At 33.9% G+C, this 21315-nt stretch carries 14 protein-coding genes, 2 tRNA genes and 2 pseudogenes; 8 read left to right on the top strand and 10 right to left on the bottom strand.

Annotation, left to right across the window (positions count from 1 at the left end; all coding sequences use genetic code 11):
- Window positions 1–31: 31 nt before the first annotated feature.
- Window positions 32–154: pseudogene (locus A9G40_RS15525) on the bottom strand (IS481 family transposase); the annotation flags it as partial.
- Between the two features lie 72 nt (window positions 155–226).
- Here A9G40_RS15525 and A9G40_RS15895 point away from each other — a divergent pair.
- Window positions 227–1199 (top strand): annotated as a pseudogene (locus tag A9G40_RS15895) (IS3 family transposase).
- Window positions 1200–1455: 256 nt separating this feature from the next.
- On the opposite strand, the gene A9G40_RS10265 reads toward A9G40_RS15895, so the two are convergent.
- The 5 genes from A9G40_RS10265 to A9G40_RS10245 form a co-directional block, all read right to left on the bottom strand.
- Window positions 1456–2604, bottom strand: coding sequence for an MFS transporter (locus A9G40_RS10265; protein ID WP_081302234.1), 1149 nt, complete (start codon window positions 2602–2604; stop codon window positions 1456–1458).
- 223 nt (window positions 2605–2827) lie between these two features.
- Window positions 2828–3622, bottom strand: a complete 795-nt coding sequence (locus tag A9G40_RS10260) for an isocitrate lyase/PEP mutase family protein (RefSeq protein ID WP_065582966.1) — start codon at window positions 3620–3622, stop codon at window positions 2828–2830.
- Between the two features lie 66 nt (window positions 3623–3688).
- The gene (locus tag A9G40_RS10255) at window positions 3689–4171 is read right to left on the bottom strand and encodes a GNAT family N-acetyltransferase (RefSeq protein WP_065582965.1); all 483 of its coding nucleotides are present in this window, start codon (window positions 4169–4171) and stop codon (window positions 3689–3691) included.
- 36 nt (window positions 4172–4207) lie between these two features.
- Window positions 4208–4690: a methylated-DNA--[protein]-cysteine S-methyltransferase gene (locus tag A9G40_RS10250; RefSeq protein WP_065583004.1), complete on the bottom strand. Its 483-nt coding sequence runs from the start codon at window positions 4688–4690 to the stop codon at window positions 4208–4210.
- Window positions 4690–6054, bottom strand: coding sequence for a DNA-3-methyladenine glycosylase 2 (locus A9G40_RS10245; protein WP_065582964.1), 1365 nt, complete (start codon window positions 6052–6054; stop codon window positions 4690–4692). The genes A9G40_RS10250 and A9G40_RS10245 overlap by 1 nt, the downstream gene beginning before the upstream one ends.
- Before the next feature lie 478 nt (window positions 6055–6532).
- Between A9G40_RS10245 and proA the strand changes: the two genes are divergently transcribed.
- Window positions 6533–7786, top strand: a complete 1254-nt coding sequence (proA, locus tag A9G40_RS10240; protein WP_065582963.1) for a glutamate-5-semialdehyde dehydrogenase — start codon at window positions 6533–6535, stop codon at window positions 7784–7786.
- A 578-nt stretch (window positions 7787–8364) separates the two neighbouring features.
- On the opposite strand, the gene A9G40_RS10235 is transcribed toward proA, so the two are convergent.
- Window positions 8365–8697: a DMT family transporter gene (locus A9G40_RS10235; RefSeq protein ID WP_065582962.1), complete on the bottom strand. Its 333-nt coding sequence runs from the start codon at window positions 8695–8697 to the stop codon at window positions 8365–8367.
- Window positions 8698–9215: 518 nt separating this feature from the next.
- Here A9G40_RS10235 and A9G40_RS10230 point away from each other — a divergent pair.
- The 4 genes from A9G40_RS10230 to A9G40_RS10215 all read left to right on the top strand — a co-directional run bounded on the left by A9G40_RS10230 (window position 9216) and on the right by A9G40_RS10215 (window position 14822).
- The gene (locus A9G40_RS10230) at window positions 9216–10058 is read left to right on the top strand and encodes a Rossmann-like and DUF2520 domain-containing protein (RefSeq protein ID WP_065582961.1); all 843 of its coding nucleotides are present in this window, start codon (window positions 9216–9218) and stop codon (window positions 10056–10058) included.
- Window positions 10055–10909 carry a 3-methyl-2-oxobutanoate hydroxymethyltransferase gene (gene panB, locus A9G40_RS10225; RefSeq protein ID WP_065582960.1) on the top strand — a complete coding sequence of 285 codons (855 nt, stop codon included), beginning with the start codon at window positions 10055–10057 and terminating at the stop codon, window positions 10907–10909. Before A9G40_RS10230 ends, panB begins: the two co-directional genes overlap by 4 nt.
- A gap of 5 nt (window positions 10910–10914) precedes the next feature.
- On the top strand, window positions 10915–11763 hold the full coding sequence (panC, locus tag A9G40_RS10220) for a pantoate--beta-alanine ligase (RefSeq protein ID WP_065582959.1): 849 nt from the start codon (window positions 10915–10917) through the stop codon (window positions 11761–11763).
- Between the two features lie 200 nt (window positions 11764–11963).
- The gene (locus A9G40_RS10215; protein ID WP_065582958.1) at window positions 11964–14822 is read left to right on the top strand and encodes a valine--tRNA ligase; all 2859 of its coding nucleotides are present in this window, start codon (window positions 11964–11966) and stop codon (window positions 14820–14822) included.
- A 51-nt stretch (window positions 14823–14873) separates the two neighbouring features.
- Here A9G40_RS10215 and A9G40_RS10210 read toward each other — a convergent pair whose 3' ends face one another.
- Window positions 14874–15545 carry an OmpW family outer membrane protein gene (locus tag A9G40_RS10210; RefSeq protein WP_065582957.1) on the bottom strand — a complete coding sequence of 224 codons (672 nt, stop codon included), beginning with the start codon at window positions 15543–15545 and terminating at the stop codon, window positions 14874–14876.
- A gap of 288 nt (window positions 15546–15833) precedes the next feature.
- Here A9G40_RS10210 and A9G40_RS10205 point away from each other — a divergent pair.
- Window positions 15834–15909, top strand: a tRNA-Lys gene (locus A9G40_RS10205).
- Between the two features lie 654 nt (window positions 15910–16563).
- Here A9G40_RS10205 and recQ read toward each other — a convergent pair.
- A complete protein-coding gene (gene recQ / locus A9G40_RS10200) occupies window positions 16564–18393 on the bottom strand; it encodes a DNA helicase RecQ (RefSeq protein ID WP_065582956.1) in 1830 nt (609 codons plus the stop codon).
- Between the two features lie 280 nt (window positions 18394–18673).
- Between recQ and A9G40_RS10195 the strand changes: the two genes are divergently transcribed.
- Window positions 18674–18750, top strand: a tRNA-Val gene (locus A9G40_RS10195).
- Between the two features lie 612 nt (window positions 18751–19362).
- Here the strand turns inward: A9G40_RS10195 and A9G40_RS10190 are convergent.
- The gene (locus tag A9G40_RS10190) at window positions 19363–21303 is read right to left on the bottom strand and encodes a TonB-dependent receptor domain-containing protein (RefSeq protein WP_218058008.1); all 1941 of its coding nucleotides are present in this window, start codon (window positions 21301–21303) and stop codon (window positions 19363–19365) included.
- Window positions 21304–21315 lie beyond the last annotated feature (12 nt).

Here is a 21315-nt window from a genome sequence, read left to right as displayed (position 1 = left end):
CAAGTGCTATTACTTGACGCGTTTCTCCTTAATAAGTTCGATTATTATTGTAATAATCTAACCATTCGTCCAGATCTTTTTGTAATTCCTCTAAGCTAATATCTAGCTTTTTCTTAAAAACGGCCTAATGAAACATTTGTATAATGATTTTATGTAATTATCCCCTAAAATAGTACAGCTAAAAAGTAGAAAATTCTCTATGATAAAAGTAAAAGAGGATTCAATTATGAAAAAAACTGAACATCAAATCGTAGCTATTTTAAAAGAAGCAGAGGCAGGTATTCCTGTTAAAGAGTTGTGCCGTAAATAGGGCATGGGTAATTCAACACTGAGCTTAAAATCACAGCTTCAGGAAGAAATTATAAAAAAGCTTTAGTGCCCACAAAGGCACGTAAAACGTGGGCACAGCAACTACAACAAAATCATTCGGTTACTATTATTATGAGTTGTGCTATTGTTGGCTTAAGTCGTTGTGCTTACTATTACCAACCTCAGTTGCAGGATGATTCCGTGATTATTTCGGTGTTGAATGCTATCACAGAACGGAATTTACACTGGGGGATTCCTAAATGCTTTAATCGTATTAGAAAACTGAGATATCAATAGAACCATAAACCTGTTTATCGGGTGTATTGTGAGTTGAACCTTAATATTAGGGCTAAACGTAAAAAACGTATCCCCCACGAACACCAGAAAAGCTATTGGTGCCTAATAAACAAGGTGAATGTTGGTCAATGGATTTTATGAGTGACAGTAGTCGTAATCAACGTCGCTTTAGGACATTCAATGTCATCGATGACTTTAATCGTGAGGCGTTAGGTATTGATATTGCAGTAAGCTTACCAGCAGTAAGGATTACCCGTTACTTAGATAAGCTGGTCGAATATCATGGGTATCCATTAAAAATACGGGTCGATAATGGGCCAGAATTTACAGGAAAAACCTTTATAAACTGGGCTAAATCACATGATATAACCATTGATTATATCCAGCCCGGTAGCCCATATCAAAATGGCTATATTGAACGATTTAATCGTACCTATCGTACTGAAGTACTCGATTTATATCTATTTAATAATCTAGAACAAGCAAGAAAGGTAACCGAAGAATGGCTAACGATTTATAACACCGAAAGACCGCATGAGGCATTAAATAACATGACACCGCTCGAATATAAAACGTTAAAACAGGCTGCTTAATTTTCTACGTTAATCGTGTACTAAGTTTGGGGTATTTACACTTTTATAAGCTTACTAACAAAGCATCCGGAATTGTTCTAGATTTCAATGTGATAAGCTTACTTAACTTCAATAAAAATAATTTTATATTTAGGATAAATAAAAAAATAAATGCAAAGTTCGTTCAGGGCCTGATTTTAAAAGGATTCTATTTAATCAAATCTACATCTATCATCACATTGTTACTAGAATCCAATTCTAGTTGATTATGCTATTTTTAGATATCTTTACTACCCATAGAAATCAACAGTGGAACGACAATTAAGCAAAGAAATAATAAAAATAAAATTTGATAGTTAGATATATTCAAGACTAGGCTACCGAGATAAGTACCGATCCCACCACCGCCAAAAATGGCAACACCAATAATACCTGATGACAGACCTTTATCGTTTAATGCAAGATCAAGCGCTCGACTTGCAAGAATTGATTGAACTAAAATATATCCCATTCCAAGCAGCATTGTTGCTATATAAGTCAGAATAATATTATGGCATATGAGCAAGAGTAACGACATTATTGAACAAGAGAACCCATACATTAATATTTTCCGATTTGAAAAATCTTTTAATAATAATCTGTTAAGGAACCCGGTCAAAAAGCAGACAATACCAAATAACATAAGACCAACACCAACATATTTATAATCAACCCCAAGAGCAGTTGAAAAATAAGCACCTATATAAGAATAAGTTCCAAGGACAATAAAACCATTGCAAAATGCAATAAAGTAAATTTTACGCAATGTGCTCTTTTTTAATAACGAAAAAATAGCTTTAATAAATGCCGATTTTTGTGTATTGATAAAACCACTGGAAGGCAAAAAAAATATAGAAAGAAATGATAGAAGAGATAATATTGAAAACAATATAAATATATTTCTCCAATTACTAATTTCAATTAACCATCCACCAACTGCTGAACTTAATCCCTGACCTAAAAATATTAAACCAAGAAAAAGTCCGACCAATTTAGTTAAAATTTCTTTTTTGTATAGCTCACCTAAAATCCCTAATGAAACAGCGATAATCCCTGCTGCAAATAATCCAGTGATAAACCTACATACTGTAAGTAAAATAATAGTGGGAGCTATCGAGCACAATAAGGTAGATAATGATAAAAAAAACATCAGTAATAACAATATCTTCTTACGCCCATAACGATCGCTATAGTACCCATAGACCGGTTGAAGTACGCCATATGGGATTAAATATGCGGTCAAAACGATGCTTGCTTGTGAAATTGAAATTGCAAAATCTTCTGACATACTAGGTAAAAGAAGTGAAGCAACCCAATTATCGGCTGCTGAAATAAATCCTGCAAATCCAACTAAAATAAGAACAAAATAATTCTTCATAAAATTCATGATAATACCCCGGCTATTGAGTAACTTTCCTTATAAAATAGATAGTAAACTATTTCAAGTGAAAAGTATTGATAATTATCTGAGAATCTTTCTACAATATCCTTGTGTGTTGTTTACCGGCAATCCAATAAGAGTATTATAATTACAAAATATGATAATTAGTATAACAGCAACCTTGTGCCAGCCTCTTACTGGCACAAATTCTTTGGAATGTTATAGGTTTTCAATTAAATAATAGATTTAGTGGATCATGGCTGTAATGACTCGCGTAATTTTTATTATGAATTGTTCGATTAATTGACTTTTCTAAATATGCTAACATTTCGTCAAATACAGAGTTTCCTAGGCTAAATCGATTGACTCCTGCTAACTGAAGATCATCTATGTTACTGATGTTAGGTAAATTTAAAATGTTTAAGGGGAGCGCTATTTCATCGGAAATCTCACGAATTTCATTTAAATTGCTTAACCCTGGAACAAATAAACAGTCGGCACCAGCACTTTTATATATAGAAGCCCTAGCCATTGTTTCAGTCAATTTATCATGACAAAATGGGCTCAAATAAGTATCAGTCCTTGCATTAAGAACAAAATGAGGAAACCCTTTGGCGAGCAATGTTGATTTGATGAGCGATATAATTCTTGAAAAATTTGTCGGGGATTGTAAGCTTCCACTAATTTGCGAATCTTCAATATTAATTCCAGAACATCCGATATCTGCTAATTTAATCACGTTATCGACAATATCAGTTACTCGAGATGAATACCCTTTTTCCATATCAACAGATAAGGGGATTTTTACTACCTTTAGAATATTTTGAGCATTATGCAAAACTGTGTAGAATGTGATGTTTTCACCATCTTTCACGTTGTTGGTGGCCGATAGTGCGCTACTTGATGTACCTAAAGCTTTATAACCAGCCTTCTCATAAATTCTTGCTGAAAGCACGTCCCAGCAATTAGCCAAAACAAAAAAAGATTTTTTAGAGTGTAACGCTTTGAAAGTAGAATAATTCATAATTTATTTTAGCCTTTACTATTTTCAGTCAATAAACATCCCCGTAGTGTGGACTATTAACCGTAGTTATATTTGTGAAATAAAACCCATTTTTAAAAAAAATGGAACCATATAATCATTGCAATCCAGAATGATTGTTTTTTTACCTCTTAAATTTGCAAGTTTTTCCGCTTGCGCTAACAAGTTACAACCCAAACCTAAGCACCGAAAATCTTTTGAAACCATCAATTTTGTTAAAAATATAGAATTATTTTTAGTAACAGATTGAAGCATTAAACTATATTCTGAATTAAGCATTTTCTCAGACTCTATCAACCTGATGGTGGCAACGACCTTGTCCTTAAAATGAGCAGCATAAATTATGGAATAGGGTTCTAAATCATCATAAATTATTCTTTTGGAATGGTTTAAATCCGATATTTTTCGATTCATTTCCACATAATAAATTTGATACCAAAATTGATATATTGGTAATCGATTAAAAGGTTTTTTTATATACTCCAAAAACGAAATATTTTTATTATTTGATTCATCATTAATATTACACATAAATAACAGTAATCCTTTCTGAAAACTAAGACATACTCAAAATAAATTAACATTATTTTTTAGCAATGATTCATGGTTAAGAAGCCATTTTTTTGTTATCAGGCCGCCAGCATAACCTTTCAAACCACCATCAGAGCTTATTACACGGTGGCATGGCACAATAATAGAAATTTTGTTCAATGAACAAGCATAACCAACCGCTCTTGATTTATTTTTTGAACCAAGGTAAATAGCTATTTCTTTATAAGTACTAGTGTAACCAAAAGGAATTTTGAGTAATTCATCATAGACAGTGGACGAAAAGCGTGTTCCCTGAGATATGAAAGGAAGACAAAAAGTGGTCAATTTTTTAGAAAAATAGAGTATTAATTGCTGTTTACATAATTCAGTGATTTTGTTTTTATTAATTTCTGATGCTGTGTTAGAAAACATTACTTCAATGATATGTTCATTTGTAGCAACTATATTTGCAAAATGCCAAGGAAATGATTTTGGGCATGTAAGTTGATCAAAATACATCACAAATTGTTCCATAAATGAATACTCAAATAGCTTCTCCACGGTGCAGCACTATCACTATTTCGAAGCTCATATTTATCGAGCGCTTTTTTTATACCTAAATCCGTTTCCATCCAAATATCTGAAGCATTCATTCCTCTTAACTTTATATAATTGATAGTCCACGGACCAATACCTTTTACTTGGCTCAAACTATCGATATGTGAATTTATATCGTAATCGCAGCACCACTGAGAAAATGCAAATAATGTATTTTTTTTGGATTGAGTTGTTTTCATTCTGTCTAACCCAGACGCTGTAATTTCTTTTGGGCAGGGAAAGTAATGATTTGCTTGTTCATCTTTTTTGTGAAAAATAGAAGCAAATTGATTTAGTAAATTGGTCGCCGCGGAAACAGAGACTTGTTGACCACATATAGCTCGAATTCCTGCTTCATATGGCGAAAGAACACCAGGAATATGCAACCCTTTATTTTTTATTATAGATGGATATAAATTTTTAAGCCGATCTTCAATAAAATTAATATTTGAATTCAAATCAAACATGGCTGAAATTTTTCTTAAGACTTCTGCCATTTTGGGTAGAAATGACCTAGATAAAGTTATAATAAAAACACGATCTTCGCACTTGATTTCAAAGTAGCCTTTGATATTTTCAATTTCTATTGTGCGTCGATAGACTCTACCTTCGATACTTTCGATGTTGCTAATAAGCCTTTTTGATTGAAATGTGAGGAAAAAATCCCAATTGTAAAAATTTATATAAGGTATTTTTAAATCAATTGTTAGTTTCGCCCCATCCTTAGTTTTACTAAGTAATTTTCGAACTGGAACTTTCAAAAATCGATTAATCAGGTTATAAAGACCACTAACGCAACTATATCCACACGCTTCTGATATTTCAACAATACTTAAATTTGATGAGTATAACAGTTTTTTCGCAAATAATGCTTTTGTCATATCTTGAAACTGTTTTAAAGGTATTCCTAAGTTTTTTGTAAACGCTTTATTTAGATTTCTACTGGAAGTAAATAAGGCTGATGCAATATCTTCTACACTAGATGTCAGCATTTCTCCTGATTGGATCAACTTTATAGCTTGTTGCGTAAATATAGAGTAACGAGAAAGCTCGTTAAAATTTGGCGAGAATTCGGGTTTACAACGAAAACACGGGCGATAACCTGCGCTAAGGGCTTCTTCTTTGGATAAGTAGTAGGTAACATTTTTTTCCAGTGGTAGTTTTGCAGGACAAATTGTTCGACAAAATATTTTTGTTGTTTTAACAGCAATAAATACTTTGCCATCAAACCGAGGATCTCTGCTTATACGAGCTTGCCTAAATACCTCTGTTGTATATTTTTCCATTAGGAATACCCAAATTTAATCAAGTAAGCCATCATATCACCATTGTGTTTGAATATTTTTCCAAAAATCGGAATTCAATGTTAATTACAATAAATTTAGTGACTTTTCTGGCAAAATTTAATTAAAGAAAGGGGGTATTAAATATAAACTTTCATATGTCTCAATGTAGGCGACTTTATCATTTATAACATGTTGATTTAGTATAAATAAATTGAAATAAAAACTTCAATAAAATCAATGGGTTTTCTGAACGACTTTTTGAGGTGAAAATATTTGCTTTTATAATACTGGTTTATTTCAATATTATATTAACAGTTATGCTTATGTTTTATTTAAGAAATTAAATCTATAATTTAGATAGGCTCAAAAATACTGCTCGTAAATAAATTTTTATAGATTAGAATGATATAGCTAGTAAAACACAGTCATTTAAAAAATGAAGTGATGCAAACAAGAATATAACTTAATGGTGATAATAATGTTACAACAAATGGGTAAAGCTGCAAAACTGGCATCATACCAATTAGCCCAATGTCCAATAACAATCAAAAATAAAGTATTGACGATGATTGCTGATTTATTAGAACAGCACTGCACAGCTATTTTAGTTGCAAATGAGCGTGATATTGAAATAGCAAAAACACAGGGGCTGAGCGCGGCTATTATTGATCGGTTATTATTAACCCCTGAGCGGTTAATGGCTATTGCTAATGATGTTCGTAAAGTGGTTTCATTAACCGATCCCATTGGTCAAATTATTGATGGTTCAACCCTAGATAGTGGTTTAAAGCTACAACGTCGCCGAGTGCCTTTAGGGGTGATTGGCGTTATTTATGAGGCTCGGCCAAACGTCACCATTGATATTGCTACGCTTTGCTTAAAAACGGGTAATGCAGCAATATTGCGAGGTGGAAAAGAGACCATGCACACAAATGCTGTGACTATTTCTATCATTCAGCAGGCATTAGACCAAGCAGGATTACCTAAAGCAGCAATACAATGTATTGATAATCCTGATCGCAAATACATTACTGAATTACTTAAACTTGACCAATATGTTGATATGATCATTCCACGTGGAGGCGCTGGCTTACATAAATTATGCCGTGAGCATTCAACAATTCCTGTCATTACTGGTGGTATTGGTGTCTGTCATATTTTTGTTGATGAAAGCGCTGACTATGATAAAGCTCTTTCTATTATCGTAAATGCTAAAACTCAACGACCAAGTACGTGTAATACGCTTGAAACGCTTCTTATTCATCGAAACATTGCAGATAAATTCTTACCTAAATTTAGTCAAATTATGGCTGATAATGATGTTGTGTTGCATGCTGATCCCAATTCTTATGAAATATTAAAATGTTGCGTTGCAAATGTTTTTGCTGTTGAAGATCAGCACTTACGCCAAGAATGGCTATCAAAAGATTTAAATGTAGTCATGGTTGACTCACTTGAACTCGCCGTAGAACATATTCGTGAATATGGTAGCGGTCATTCCGAGGCCATTTTAACCCGTAATTTATCTAATGCACAGCAATTCACTAATTTGGTTGATGCGGCAGCAGTTTATGTCAATGCTTCAACACGTTTTACCGATGGTGGACAGTTTGGCTTAGGCGCTGAAGTGGCTGTCAGCACACAGAAATTACATGCACGAGGACCAATGGGGCTTGAAGCTTTAACTACTTATAAATGGGTTGGTTATGGCGATGATTTAATCCGCCGATAATCAAAGAACCGTTTTTAATGATTTCAACTTAATTTGATATCTAAGTTTTTATAATTAAGTGTTTATAATCTAAGAGTAAAGTTACAAATGAATAAAACGATAAAAATTATTAAACTTCAATTGGGCTTTTTAGAACTCGACCTAACTTAATTTTAGTCGATATCTTTGTTAACTCACTATTGCCGTTTACTTGCAAATTAAATGGGTAATAAATTAAATGTAAATATTTTTTTACATAATGATAATATACCATAATGTGTCAAATGGCTAATAACGTTGGGTAATCGTTTAAGATTATTTTATATAGGTATAATTCAAGCATAATAGCAATAGAAGCATTGCTGGTTTATTCATTATTTGATATATCCAATTACAAAATATTTTGTAATTCATGCCTAAATTAATAATCTTGCTAAAACAGTGAATTGTATTTTAGGTTTATTTAAAACGACTTTTGATTATAAAAGCGTGTTAAAAAACGATTAATAACGCAATTTATAGCATTAGCTGAATAAAATACTTCAATATTTTGTTCAAGCTAATGCTATTTTTAATAAAAAAATCATCATATTTAGATGTTAATGCCCCGCAACTTTCGAGAATAAATTAATAATCACCACACCAAACATGATAAATCCCATGCCTATTAGTGCTGCTAAATCTAAGGTTTGTTTTAGAAAGATCCACGCAATTAAACTGATTAATACAATGCCGATTCCAGACCAAATCGCATAGGCAATACCAACAGGAATGGTTTTTAATGCTAATGAAAGAAGATAAAACGATGCACTATAGCCAATAATAGTAATAATTGAGAATATCAAATTAGTGAAACCATTTGATAGTTTCAATGAAGATGTAGCTATTACTTCACAAATAATTGCAAAAAATAGTAATAAATATGAATTCATATAAGTGCCTATGATTGTTAAGTTAAGAAGATAATGATCTAAAGTTAATAGACATAATTAATATTTTTCGGTGTTTTGTTTTTACATCATTAATTATGAATAAAAGGTAAAATAGATAGCTATTAATACTTGAAATGGAAGATGCCTATGGTGGTGTGAGGGGTTCTTAACAATAGCCAACTGAGTATGATCAGTTATTTTAGCCCTCGTATCCACTATATACAAAAAACAGTAACTATCTCTATACAATTATTATACCTAAAAATAAGGCGCTTAGTAGTTTTTTGTAATGTTAAATATTTACATATAAACATCGTAATATTATTAAACATCTTTTTATCGGAGGACTTGTTTTTCTGTGCTTGAATTGCAAATAAGTTTCTGTTTTTTAGTGGTTTTGTCTCTACTTGATATTAGGAATACCACAATAAATTTTATTTGTTATCAATAGTTAAATTGATTGAATATCAAACCGATTGGGCTATAATGCGATAATTATTAAACAATTTATAGTGATAATGATTATTGGTTTTATTGGTGCAGGTAAAGTAGGATGTACACTAGCAAAGCATTTTACTTTATGTGGCATAAAGGTAGCGGGATTTTATAGTCGAACCTATGCTCACACACAAGAGGCGAGCGATTTTACCCAAAGCCAAGCATATTCAACTTTAGCTGATTTAGTTAATGACTGTAATTGCTTATTGCTCACAGTGCCCGATGACCAAGTAACTAATGTTTGGCAAGATCTTTGTCTGTTGCCTATTACTAATAAATGGATTGGTCACTGTAGTGGTTTGCTTACATCGCATATCTTTATCAATAATCAATCTGTTCATCCTTTTGCTTTTTCTTTACACCCCTTATATGCCATATATGATCGGTTTGATTGTTATCATGCCATGCCGAAAGTTTTTTTTACGTTAGAAGCTAATAACAACGTGATTTTTCAGCTACAAAAGCGTTTAAGCCTATTAAAAAATCCTATCGCGATCCTTTCAGCCAAGAAAAAGCATCTTTATCATGCCGCTTGTGTTATGTTAAGTAATCAGGTTATTGCTTTAGCACAAGTTGGGACTAGCTTGCTGGCTCAAAGTGGATTAGACGAAGAATTTACTGAACAGGCTTGGCACGCTTTATTTCTAGATAATGCTAATGCGGTTTGCCGTGTGGGGGTTATTGGAGCCTTAACTGGGCCTGTTGAGCGAGGAGATGTTGAAACAATTAAACAACATTTAAATGCTTTACCAACCGAATATAAGTCTATTTATCAACAATTATCCGCTATTTTACTTAGAATGAGTCGAACAAAGCATCCAAATAAGGATTATCGACAATTAGAATTGGAGTTGTTATCTTGAAAAATACTATTGTTACTTTACAAAAGCGTAAACAAAATCGTCAGAAAATTACCATGTTGACGGCGTATGATTATACGACAGCCAAATTGATGGACGAAAGTGGTGTGGATTGTTTATTAGTTGGTGATTCTTTAGGTATGGTTATGCTTGGCTACGATAGCACCGTATCGGTTACGATGGATGATATGATCCACCACTCAAAAGCGGTAGCAAGAGCAGCAAGATCCGCATTTGTTGTCACAGATTTACCTTTTATGTCTTACCACACCTCGGTTTACGATGCTGTTTTAAATGCGGGTCGTTTGATTAAAGAAGGTCAAGCGCAAGCGGTTAAGCTTGAAGGTGGGCAAGCATTTTGTGAGCATATCAAAATGATTACGCAAGCTTCGATTCCTGTTGTTGCACATATAGGATTAATGCCTCAATCCGTGCTTGCTTTAGGGGGATATAAAGTTCAAGGCAAGGATTATCAAGAGGCTAAAAATATTGTTCTTGATGCATTAGCGGTTGAGCAAGCCGGCGCTGTAGCCATTTTATTAGAGTGTGTGCCGGCTGATTTAGCAAAAATTATCTCAGAATTAGTAAGCATACCTACCATTGGTATTGGTGCTGGTGTGAATTGTGATGGGCAAGTGCTTGTTTATCAAGATATGTTATCCATGTATGATGGCATATCATCAAAATTTGTAAAATCTTTTGGGTCAATTGGCGATCAAATGAAACAAGCTTTTAAACAGTATTGTCAAGAAGTCAATAAACAACAGTTCCCAGAGGCAATTCATGAGTTCGCCATTGATAATGACATTATAGAAAAACTTAAACTTGAATTTACTGTTAACAAAAAGGGTTAATACAAATGAATGTTGTAACGACAATAAAACAAGTACGAGAACAAGTTAAAGTTTGGCGACAAGCAGGTTATAGCATCGGTCTTGTTCCAACAATGGGATTTTTGCACGAAGGTCATCAAAGTTTAATGGCTGCGGCTAAAAAAGATAACCAAAAAGTGATTGTGACCATATTTGTTAACCCTATACAATTCGGCCCGTCAGAAGATCTAGATAGTTACCCACGTGATTTAGAACGAGATAAAGTAGCTTGTGAGCAAATGGGCGTTGATTTGATTTTTCATCCAACGGCAAGTGAAATGTATATGCCTAATTTTAGTAGCTATGTTGATGTGAATAACTTAACAGATGCATTGTGTGGAAAAAGGCGCCCAGGACATTTTAAAGGTGTATGTACGGTTGTTACCAAATTATTTAATATTACTCAACCCGATCGCGCCTATTTTGGGCAGAAAGATGCGCAGCAGTTAGCTGTCATTAAACGGATGGTCAGTGATCTAAATTTCGATATTGATATTATCGGTTGCCCGATTGTGCGCGAAGCAGATGGTTTGGCTAAAAGCTCACGTAATAGCTATTTGTCTGAAAGTGAACGTAAGGCTGCTGTTTGTCTTTATCAAGCAATTGAATGCGCTAAGGAAATGATAAAGCAGGGCGAAAAGTCAGTAACAGTTATTAAGAAAGCAATGGATGATGTTATTTCCAACCAACCTTTGGCTAAAATTGACTATATTGAATTTGTCGATCTAGCATCATTAGCATCGATTAATATGCTTGCCAAAGATAGTTTATGTGCCTTGGCGGTTTATATTGGTAAAACACGATTAATTGATAATTTTATTTACCAACAGCAATAATTGTAGACAAAATTATGAATGACAATTATGAAAATACCGCTTAATAGTCAGCGGTATTTTTTGGTAATTCATTCTCTGATAAAAATTCTTAAAAAGCAGATTAAATCCGTGAGTTTATTGTTATGCTAATTTATTGTTTGGCTATTTTACTGTAGAATAGCAACCATTTTATGCTTTAAATCAGGATTTGTGCATTTATTATGAAAAATACAACTTATAATCCACACGAAATTGAACAACCTATTTATAAACATTGGGAAGAAAGCGGTTATTTCAAACCCAATGGTGACAAGTCTCAACCAAGTTATTGTATTGCTATTCCACCGCCAAATGTAACGGGTAGTTTACATATGGGGCATGCGTTTCAACAAACTATTATGGATGCTTTAATTCGCTATCATCGTATGCAAGGCAATAACACTTTGTGGCAATCGGGTACTGATCATGCTGGTATTGCAACGCAAATGGTGGTTGAGCGGAAAATTGCCGCTGAAGAGAATAAAACGCGGCATGATTATGGGCGTGATGCATTTATTGAAAAAATTTGGCAATGGAAAGCAGAGTCTGGAGGAAGCATTACCAAGCAGATGCGACGTTTGGGCGATTCGGTTGATTGGGATCGTGAACGGTTCACAATGGATGAAGGTTTGTCAAATGCAGTTAAAGAAGTCTTTGTCCAATTATACCAAGAAAATTTAATCTACCGCGGTAAACGTTTAGTCAATTGGGATCCCAAATTACGCACAGCAATCTCAGATCTTGAGGTTGAAAATCGTGAGGTTAAAGGTTCAATGTGGCATCTACGTTACCCATTAGCTGATGGCGTAAAAACAGCTGAAGGTAAAGATTATTTAGTTGTTGCTACAACCCGTCCTGAAACTTTATTGGGTGACACCGGTGTTGCTGTTAATCCTGAAGATCCGCGTTATAAAGATCTGATTGGTAAATTTGTTGTATTACCATTTGTTAATCGTCGTATACCGATTATTGGAGATGAGCATGCCGATATGACTAAAGGTACAGGTTGCGTAAAAATCACGCCAGCTCATGACTTTAACGACTATGAAGTAGGGCGACGCCACAAATTACCAATGATAAATATCTTAACTTTTGATGGTCATATTGGTGAGCAAGCTCAAGTATTTGATACTAATGGCGAGCCAAGCGAGGCATATGGAACAATAATTCCAGCTCAGTTCCAAAACTTAGAGCGTTTTGCCGCACGTAAAGCGATTGTGGCAGAGTGTGAATCACAGGGTATTTTAGACAAAATTGAGCCACATGATTTAACCGTTCCATATGGCGATCGTGGTGGTGTTGTTATTGAGCCTATGCTAACCGATCAATGGTATGTACGTGCTAAAGTGCTTGCAGAGCCTGCCATTGAAGCGGTAAAAAATGGCGATATTCAATTTGTGCCAAAACAGTATGAAAATATGTACTTTTCTTGGATGAATGACATTCAAGATTGGTGTATTTCTCGACAATTATGGTGGGGACACCGTATTCCAGCTTGGTATGATAAACAAGGAAATGTTTATGTCGGGCGAGATGAAACGGAAGTGCGTCGTGAAAATAACCTTGCTGATGATATTGAGCTTAACCAAGACGAAGATGTGCTTGATACTTGGTTCTCTTCAGCGCTTTGGACATTTTCAACATTAGGCTGGCCGAATAAGACTGATGATTTAGCCACGTTCCACCCAACTAATGTTTTAGTTACTGGCTTTGATATTATTTTCTTTTGGGTTGCGCGAATGATCATGATGACTATGCACTTTATTAAAGATAAAGATGGCAAGCCACAGGTTCCATTTAAAACGGTTTATGTAACTGGATTGATTCGTGATGAAGAAGGGCAAAAAATGTCAAAATCTAAAGGAAATGTTATCGATCCTTTAGATATGATTGATGGCATCTCACTACCAGAACTATTAGAAAAGCGTACTGGCAACATGATGCAACCTCAATTAGCGGAAAAAATCGCTAAACGCACTCAAAAACAATTTCCTAATGGTATAGAAGCTCACGGCACGGATGCACTACGTTTTACTTTAGCCGCATTAGCTTCAACAGGACGAGATATCAATTGGGATCTAAAACGCTTGGAAGGTTATCGCAACTTCTGTAACAAGCTTTGGAATGCTAGCCGTTATGTATTGATGAATACAGAAGGGCATGATTGCGGATTCAATGGTGGCGATTTTGATTACTCTCTAGCGGATAAATGGATTTTGACTGAATTTAATCAAACAGTTAAGGCTTATCGTGAAGCTTTTGATACTTATCGTTTCGATTTAGCTGCTAACATTCTATATGAGTTCACGTGGAACCAATTCTGTGACTGGTATTTAGAGCTAACAAAATCTATTTTAGCCCATGGTGAATCTTCACAGCAACGCGCGGCTCGTCACACCTTAGTTACTGTTTTAGAGGCTTTGCTGCGTCTTGCTCATCCTATTATTCCATTTATTACTGAAGAAATTTGGCAAAATGTAAAAGGATTAATGAAAATCAAAGCTGATACTATCATGTTACAGCCAATGCCTGCTTGTGATAAACAGCATTTAAATAATGAAGCTGTTGCCGATATCAATTGGATTAAAGATGTTGTTATTGCGGTTCGTAACATTCGTGCTGAAATGAATATTGCACCAAGCAAACCTTTGCAATTATTAATTCGCAAAGCAACACCAACGGTGCACCGAATCATTAGCGATAATATTAGCTTTATTGAATCACTCGCTAGATTATCTGAAATAGTATTATTAGATGAAGGTGAAAGTGGACCATTATCGGTAACAAAATTAGTAGATGGTGCAGAATTATTAATGCCGATGGCGGGATTAATTAATAAAGAAGATGAACTTGCTCGTTTAGAGAAAGAAATTGCTCGCATTGAAGGTGAAATTACTCGCATTACTAATAAATTATCTAATGCAAGCTTTGTTGACAAGGCTCCCGCAGCAGTTGTTGCCAAAGAGAAAGAAAAACAACAAGGTTATATTGATGATAAAGCAAAACTGCAAGAACAGTATGCTGCAATAAAAAATCTCTAATCTTTGTAATAAAAAACCTCTCATTTGAGAGGTTTTTTATGCGTTATTAAATCAAAATTTATAGCCCACACCAATCATCGCAACCCATGGATCAAGTTTATAATTGGCTGTAACTTTAGTATTGCCTAAATGAGTAGTTGCTTTAGTTTCAATATCAATATACCGGATCTGAGCATTAATAAGCCAATTATTATTAAAGGTATAATCTGTACCGACTTGTGCAGCCCATCCCCAAGAGCTATCAAGATCTAAACCATGAAATCCTGCATTTTTAGCTTCTCTACTAAGTTTTTCATCAAAAAAGAAAGTGTAATTTATGCCTAATCCAACATAGGGCTGTAACTCATATTGTGAATCAAGTGGATACCAAACAGCGCTTAATGTAGGTGGTAAGTGTTTGATTTTACCAAGATGAGCGCCAGAAAGCCCTGTTGAATTTCCCCCTCCTAATTTAACTTGGTGGCTAAATGGGGTTGCAGCTAATAATTCAACACCGATATTATCTGTAACCATATATTGAAAGTTTAATCCAAGCTGAGTGTCGTTATCCGCTTTTGCTTTTAGATCAGTTTTTGCTCCGCCCACTTTGACATGATCACTTTTATCTTGAGGGTGAACATAAACAGGTCCACCTCGGATAATCATTTCATTTGCAGTATGTGCATAAGCAGTTGAGCTTGCTAACCCCATTGAAATCACCATAGCTACCGATGATATTTTCATTCTTTGCCTCCTTATTTATAATTTATGACATAAAATCTTGTTGAAGCACTAAAAACAATAACAATCTAAATTATTTTCATAAAAGCTGTATTAAATTTTAATTGCTAAGGGTAGTAACTATTAACCAATGAGAAATTAAAGTTCAATAGAGTAATTGTATTGTTTTAATCATCTTATCATATTAAATTTGATATTTTTGAGATTTATCTCAAATTGTTAATAAATAAAATTGATTAGTAATTTGCAATGTTGGTTAAATTTATATAGAATACCTATATAAATTCTTGTGGGTTGTTAGCTCAGTCGGTAGAGCAGTTGACTCTTAATCAATTGGTCGCGGGTTCGATCCCCTCACAACCCACCATTCATTTTTCCAGTCAGTTATCCAATCATAGAATAAAGCATTGCTCTTCAATCTGATAAAATTTAACTAGATAGCTTGTTGTAAATAACCGACTCTGCCTCTGTAATTAGCTATTCAATTAGCATGTGGAAAACCAATTATTGACATTTTTATTATTACTCGCAATTGGATGTTATGTAATAAATCATCTTTACGGTGAAATGGTATAGATTCCTGAATCTTTTTTACACATGTATTAAACATGACCATATATTGAATATAACACACAAAGATAATGTAATTTGCGGTGAGAATAGTATAAGGTAGCTCAAGCTTGCTATGACTATTCATCACCGCTTTTTGCTATAATCATTGCGCTGATTGTTGCTTGCTGTGATATTTGTTATGACCAAAATGCTCCGTCATTTTGCATTAAGAGTCGTTTCGATGGTCAATTTATTTGAAAAGATATTCACTTATCCAAGTCAATTGGGGGAGTATCTTGTTAGCTAACTTAGTTACTAACTATTTTAATCTTTTGGTCTTCATTTTCATTTACTTATTTTTATACACTACAATACGCTAAAAAATAAGCAAATACATAAAATTATTTATAGGGTCAAATAAATCAAAATTCTCTAAAGATGGTTATTATATGTAATTGATGAAAAATTATTACATGTTTTTTATCATAAACTCCTTTATTTCATCTAAGAACAAATTACCATATTTTTCCAATTTGATTTTACCTACACCAGTAATATTAATTAGCTGCTTTTTACTGGCTGGTGTGGTTTGAACCATTTCAAGCAATGTCGCATCACTAAAAACAATATATGGAGGGATATCCTCTGCGTCAGCAATATTTTTTCGCAGTCGCTTAAGGTTACCAAATAAAATTCGTTCTTCGTAAGATAAAATTGTTGTTAAATTAATTGCTCTAGCATATCGATTTATACGGCTTTTCTTAACGATTTCTAAACGAGGTTTAGCCAAAGATAGCGGTATTTCGCCTCTAAGTATTGAACGCGCTTTTTGCGTTAACTGTAGTGTTGTATAAGTTGATATGTTTTGGCATAAATATCCCAAATAAATGAGCTGCCTAATAACGCTGTGCCAATAAGCTGATGAATGCTGCTTGCCAATTCCATAAACTGATAATTTATCATGACCACTTTCTTTAATTTGGGAACGTCCAGATCCACGTAAAACATCAATAATATATTGAGCACCATAATGTTGCCCAATACGGTAAGTGCAAGATAAAACTTTTTGTGCATCAACTAGACCATCATAATGTTCAGGTGGATATAAACAAACATCGCAGTTATTACAAGGCTCTGTTCGATCCTCACCAAAATAATTAAGCAACACAATTCGGCGGCAAGTCAAACTTTGTGCAAATGCTTCCATGGCATTTATTTTATGTTGTTCAACGTCTTTATGTTGACCATCCATTTTTTCATTAATTTGTCGATAATACCAATCTAAGTCTTTTTTATTAAACAATAGTACCGCCTCAGCCGGCACACCATCTCGTCCTGCTCGCCCCGTTTCTTGATAATACGCTTCGATAGTTCTAGGGCAATCTGCATGAATAACAAACCTCACGTTGGGTTTATTGATTCCCATTCCAAATGCAACGGTGGCAACAATAATTTGAACATCATCTTTTAAAAAAGATTCTTGGGCTTGTTGGCGTTCATTATTCGTCAACCCAGCATGATACGCTGCAACTGAAAAACCGCGGGCAGCAAGTCTTGTGGTCATATCTTCGACTTTAGAACGGCTTGAACAATAAATAATTCCACTATTACCATTTTGTGTTTCAATAAACGAGACAATTTGTTCGGTTTGATTAAATTTTTCAACCACCGTATAACGAATATTAGGTCGATCAAAGCTTCTTACTATAACTAACGGATCGATCAAATTAAGTTGATGAATAATATCAGCCTGAGTCATTTTGTCGGCGGTTGCCGTTAATGCAACAATTGGCACTTTTGGAAAACGAGATGAAAGCTGACCTAATTGACGATAATCTGGCCTAAAATCATGTCCCCATTGTGAAATACAATGCGCTTCATCAATGGCGATTAATGAAGGTGGATGTTCATCTATTAATGTTGAAAAAGAGTATACAGCCAACCTTTCTGGTGAAACATATAATAGCTTTATTGAGTGATTTAAATATTTAGCTAGTACTTCTTGTTGTTCGGTTTGCAATTGTGATGCATTAAGATATGCAGCAGCAATACCGTTGGCTGATAATTGATCAACCTGATCTTTCATCAAGGAAATTAATGGGGAAATAACTATTGCTGTTCCTGATAACAAAACTGCGGGAATTTGATAACATAAAGATTTTCCCCCGCCAGTTGGTATAATTGTTAAAGTATCACGTCCATCGATAATAGATTCAATAATTTCCCTTTGTTGGTTTCTAAATGATTTATAACCAAATACATTTTGCAACACATCTTCAATCTGATCTTTTATCGACATACAATCCTAAACATGTAACACCTAACGTAAAGAAGCGAGTATAGCTAAATTAATTTAAACAAACCACCCAGAATTTTCATAAATTTACAATTGTTCGCAAAAATAAAAAAATACTAATAAAAGACTTCATAAATGGTAATACAAAGTTTTTTTCAATTTCAAAGCAAATAATGTTTATTATATAGTCAATACTGTTCGACAGCTTAAAAAAACAGCTATTTTTTATTTTTTTACTTGATACAAAGCAATTTGCCAGTTAATATTTGCGTGTTTCAAATATACGCCCGTAGCTCAGTTGGTTAGAGCATCACCTTGACATGGTGGGGGTCAGTGGTTCGAGTCCACCCGGGCGTACCATTCTAGCGCTTTATTCAATAAGTTTTTTAGAATTGGTATGTATTTATTTTTTATCATTTGCTAAAGCTGAGTAAAAATATACAATATTGTGTCATAAATTTTCGCACTTAATCTTCCAAAACTTCACATTACTACTTTGCGTCAAAAAATAACCACATAATGAAATAATTAATGGGGAAAGTTACAAGTGATGTTTAGTGTATTTGTGAAAAATATTCAGAGTTTATACCGTTTAATTGTAAAAATAATTTATTGCATAATAATATAATCAGATAATATTATAAAAAATGGAGCAAATATAATATTTTTCATGGTGTTATTTCAATATTTGCTTAATTTATTTAGGCGTATATATCTTATGGCTAAAAAAGCAAATTGTTATTGTCGGTATTATTAACTTGATATTAGCCAATTAATTTATTTTTATTAGAAAAGTTTTGCCTATTAGTTTGTTGCAGCAACAGTTATACATATTAAGGTTAAGCTATAAATTCTAATAATAGCTACAAGACAATTGTATCAAGATGAATATAATTAAAACTTATCTTGCCATTAAAAAAGGCAGCGATATTAAAAGCTGCCTTAAGAGCGTAATCAAAACACAAAGATTGATTAGAAATTAATTTCGGTACCGACAAAATAACGGCGACCTTCTAAGGTTTTACCAAAATCTTCGTTAGAAACGTTTTTGTCAAACAAGTTATAAACCCCACCATAAACTTTAGCATCTTTGTTTATTTGGAAAGAGGCACCCACATCCCAGAAAGTATAGCCTGGATAGTCAACTTTTGTACCATTACGATTATTCGATGATTCCATGCCATAATAGGCCATTTTAGCCCATAAATCCCATTGCTCAGTAGCATACCAATCTAGTTGGGTATTGAATTTTTGTTTTGGTGTTCGATTTAAAGGACGTCCTTTATATTTGCCACTTTTTTGTTCTGTTTTTGTCCAAGAGTAGTTAGAGCTTAGTAAAAAATCGGTTAATAATGGTGTTTTGAATGAAAATTCAAAACCTTTAAGATCGGCCTTACCCACATTTTCACGACCTTGTATAAAGTCAAATATTTTACTATAACCATTTAACTCACAGCTATGCTTGTGATTACAGATATAATATGACTGAATTTTATCTTTATATTTTGTATAAAATGCTGTTGCAGAAGTATCGATACCATAATCATTAGTATATCCGATCCCGATTTCAAAATTATTTGATTTTTCTGGTTTTAAATTTGGATTCCCAATGATTACCCCATCTGAGTATCCGCCTCCAGTTACTTGTCCCCAATCACTTACAACATAACGTAGCTGTGGAGTTGCATAGCCTGTAGAATAACCTCCTTTTAGAGTAAAGTTATCATCAATATTCCAAACACTATAAACTCTTGGATTCCAGTTACTGCCATAATTTTCATCTTTGTTATAACGTAATCCTAAAGTTAGGCTCCAATTTTCTAAAATGCGTAATTCATCTTCGCCAAATAGCGCATAATTCCAACGATCGATTTTAGATAATGTTGTTTTTAGCTGGTTTCCTTTATCATGTAATTCTTGATAATTATATTTTCCGCCTAAAGTCAGCATATTGATACTAAAAGGAATAGTCACACGTGTATCTACGTCGGTATTTCGAATTTTCATACTTCTTTTAGGGTTGTTATTGCCTTCATAAGCAACAAAGGAAGTGGTAGATACATCACCAAACAAACCATTATGTGTCAGAGCAAACGAATTACGGCGATTATCTCGATTAAAATTATTTCTAGATTTATCTCTTGTTTTGCCTGCGGTTGCGTTACTATTTTGCAAAGATCGTCCAAAATCAAGATCAAATTTTTGTGTATCAGATGCATTTAAAGATAATTTACCATTTAAGCTACGTAATTTTTGTCCTGAATGACCATTTAAAAATTTGTCTTCATGGCGTCTTGAATATTGTCCATAAAGTTGGATACCCAAAATATCATCAATAATCGGTCCCATAGTTGAGAAACTACCAGTATAGGTATCTTTTTCTTTTGAACGATAAGGAATAACTGATTCTAGACGCAGGCCACTTTGCCATTTATTTGACACTTTTTTGGTAATGATATTAATAACCCCACCCATGGCATCAGAGCCATATAGTGATGACATCGGCCCACGCACTACTTCAATACGTTCAATAGCTGTTAATGGTGGTAGCCAGCCTTGTTCAAAACCAGAATTGTCACTATTCGGTCTTGTTTCACGCGTACTGATTTTTTTGCCGTCAACTAATATCAAGGTATACTTTGCATCCATACCACGAATGCTAATATCAGTAGAATCACCACCACCGGTAATATTTACGCCAGGGATATCTTTTAGCGCATCAGTAACATCGCGGTAAGGTTTATTTTCGATTTCTTTAGGTGTAATAACTGTAATAGTCGCAGGTGCTTCTTTCACTTGTTGTGAGAAACCTGATGCAGTAACAACCATGGTATCAGTATCTGAATTGCTAGCAGCCATAGCAGTACTTGATAATGACAACAAAATGCTAGTATTAATGACATGTGTTGCCAACTTAAACTTCCT

Origin of the sequence: Gilliamella sp. Nev3-1, assembly GCF_001690435.1 — a bacterium.
GTDB lineage: Bacteria > Pseudomonadota > Gammaproteobacteria > Enterobacterales > Orbaceae > Gilliamella > Gilliamella apicola_C.
This window is presented reverse-complemented; position numbering and strand designations above follow the sequence as displayed.

Bases quoted from the DNA above. Each gene is read 5' to 3' on its own strand.
- A9G40_RS10250 (WP_065583004.1), bottom strand. From the start codon at position 4,690: ATGTATTTTGATCAACTTACATGCCCAAAATCATTTCCTTGGCATTTT.
- recQ (WP_065582956.1), bottom strand. From the start codon at position 18,393: ATGTCGATAAAAGATCAGATTGAAGATGTGTTGCAAAATGTATTTGGT.
- proA (WP_065582963.1), top strand. From the start codon at position 6,533: ATGTTACAACAAATGGGTAAAGCTGCAAAACTGGCATCATACCAATTA.
- A9G40_RS10245 (WP_065582964.1), bottom strand. From the start codon at position 6,054: ATGGAAAAATATACAACAGAGGTATTTAGGCAAGCTCGTATAAGCAGA.
- panC (WP_065582959.1), top strand. From the start codon at position 10,915: ATGAATGTTGTAACGACAATAAAACAAGTACGAGAACAAGTTAAAGTT.
- A9G40_RS10230 (WP_065582961.1), top strand. From the start codon at position 9,216: ATGATTATTGGTTTTATTGGTGCAGGTAAAGTAGGATGTACACTAGCA.
- A9G40_RS10215 (WP_065582958.1), top strand. From the start codon at position 11,964: ATGAAAAATACAACTTATAATCCACACGAAATTGAACAACCTATTTAT.
- A9G40_RS10260 (WP_065582966.1), bottom strand. From the start codon at position 3,622: ATGAATTATTCTACTTTCAAAGCGTTACACTCTAAAAAATCTTTTTTT.
- A9G40_RS10210 (WP_065582957.1), bottom strand. From the start codon at position 15,545: ATGAAAATATCATCGGTAGCTATGGTGATTTCAATGGGGTTAGCAAGC.
- A9G40_RS10265 (WP_081302234.1), bottom strand. From the start codon at position 2,604: ATGAATTTTATGAAGAATTATTTTGTTCTTATTTTAGTTGGATTTGCA.
- A9G40_RS10255 (WP_065582965.1), bottom strand. From the start codon at position 4,171: ATGTGTAATATTAATGATGAATCAAATAATAAAAATATTTCGTTTTTG.
- A9G40_RS10235 (WP_065582962.1), bottom strand. From the start codon at position 8,697: ATGAATTCATATTTATTACTATTTTTTGCAATTATTTGTGAAGTAATA.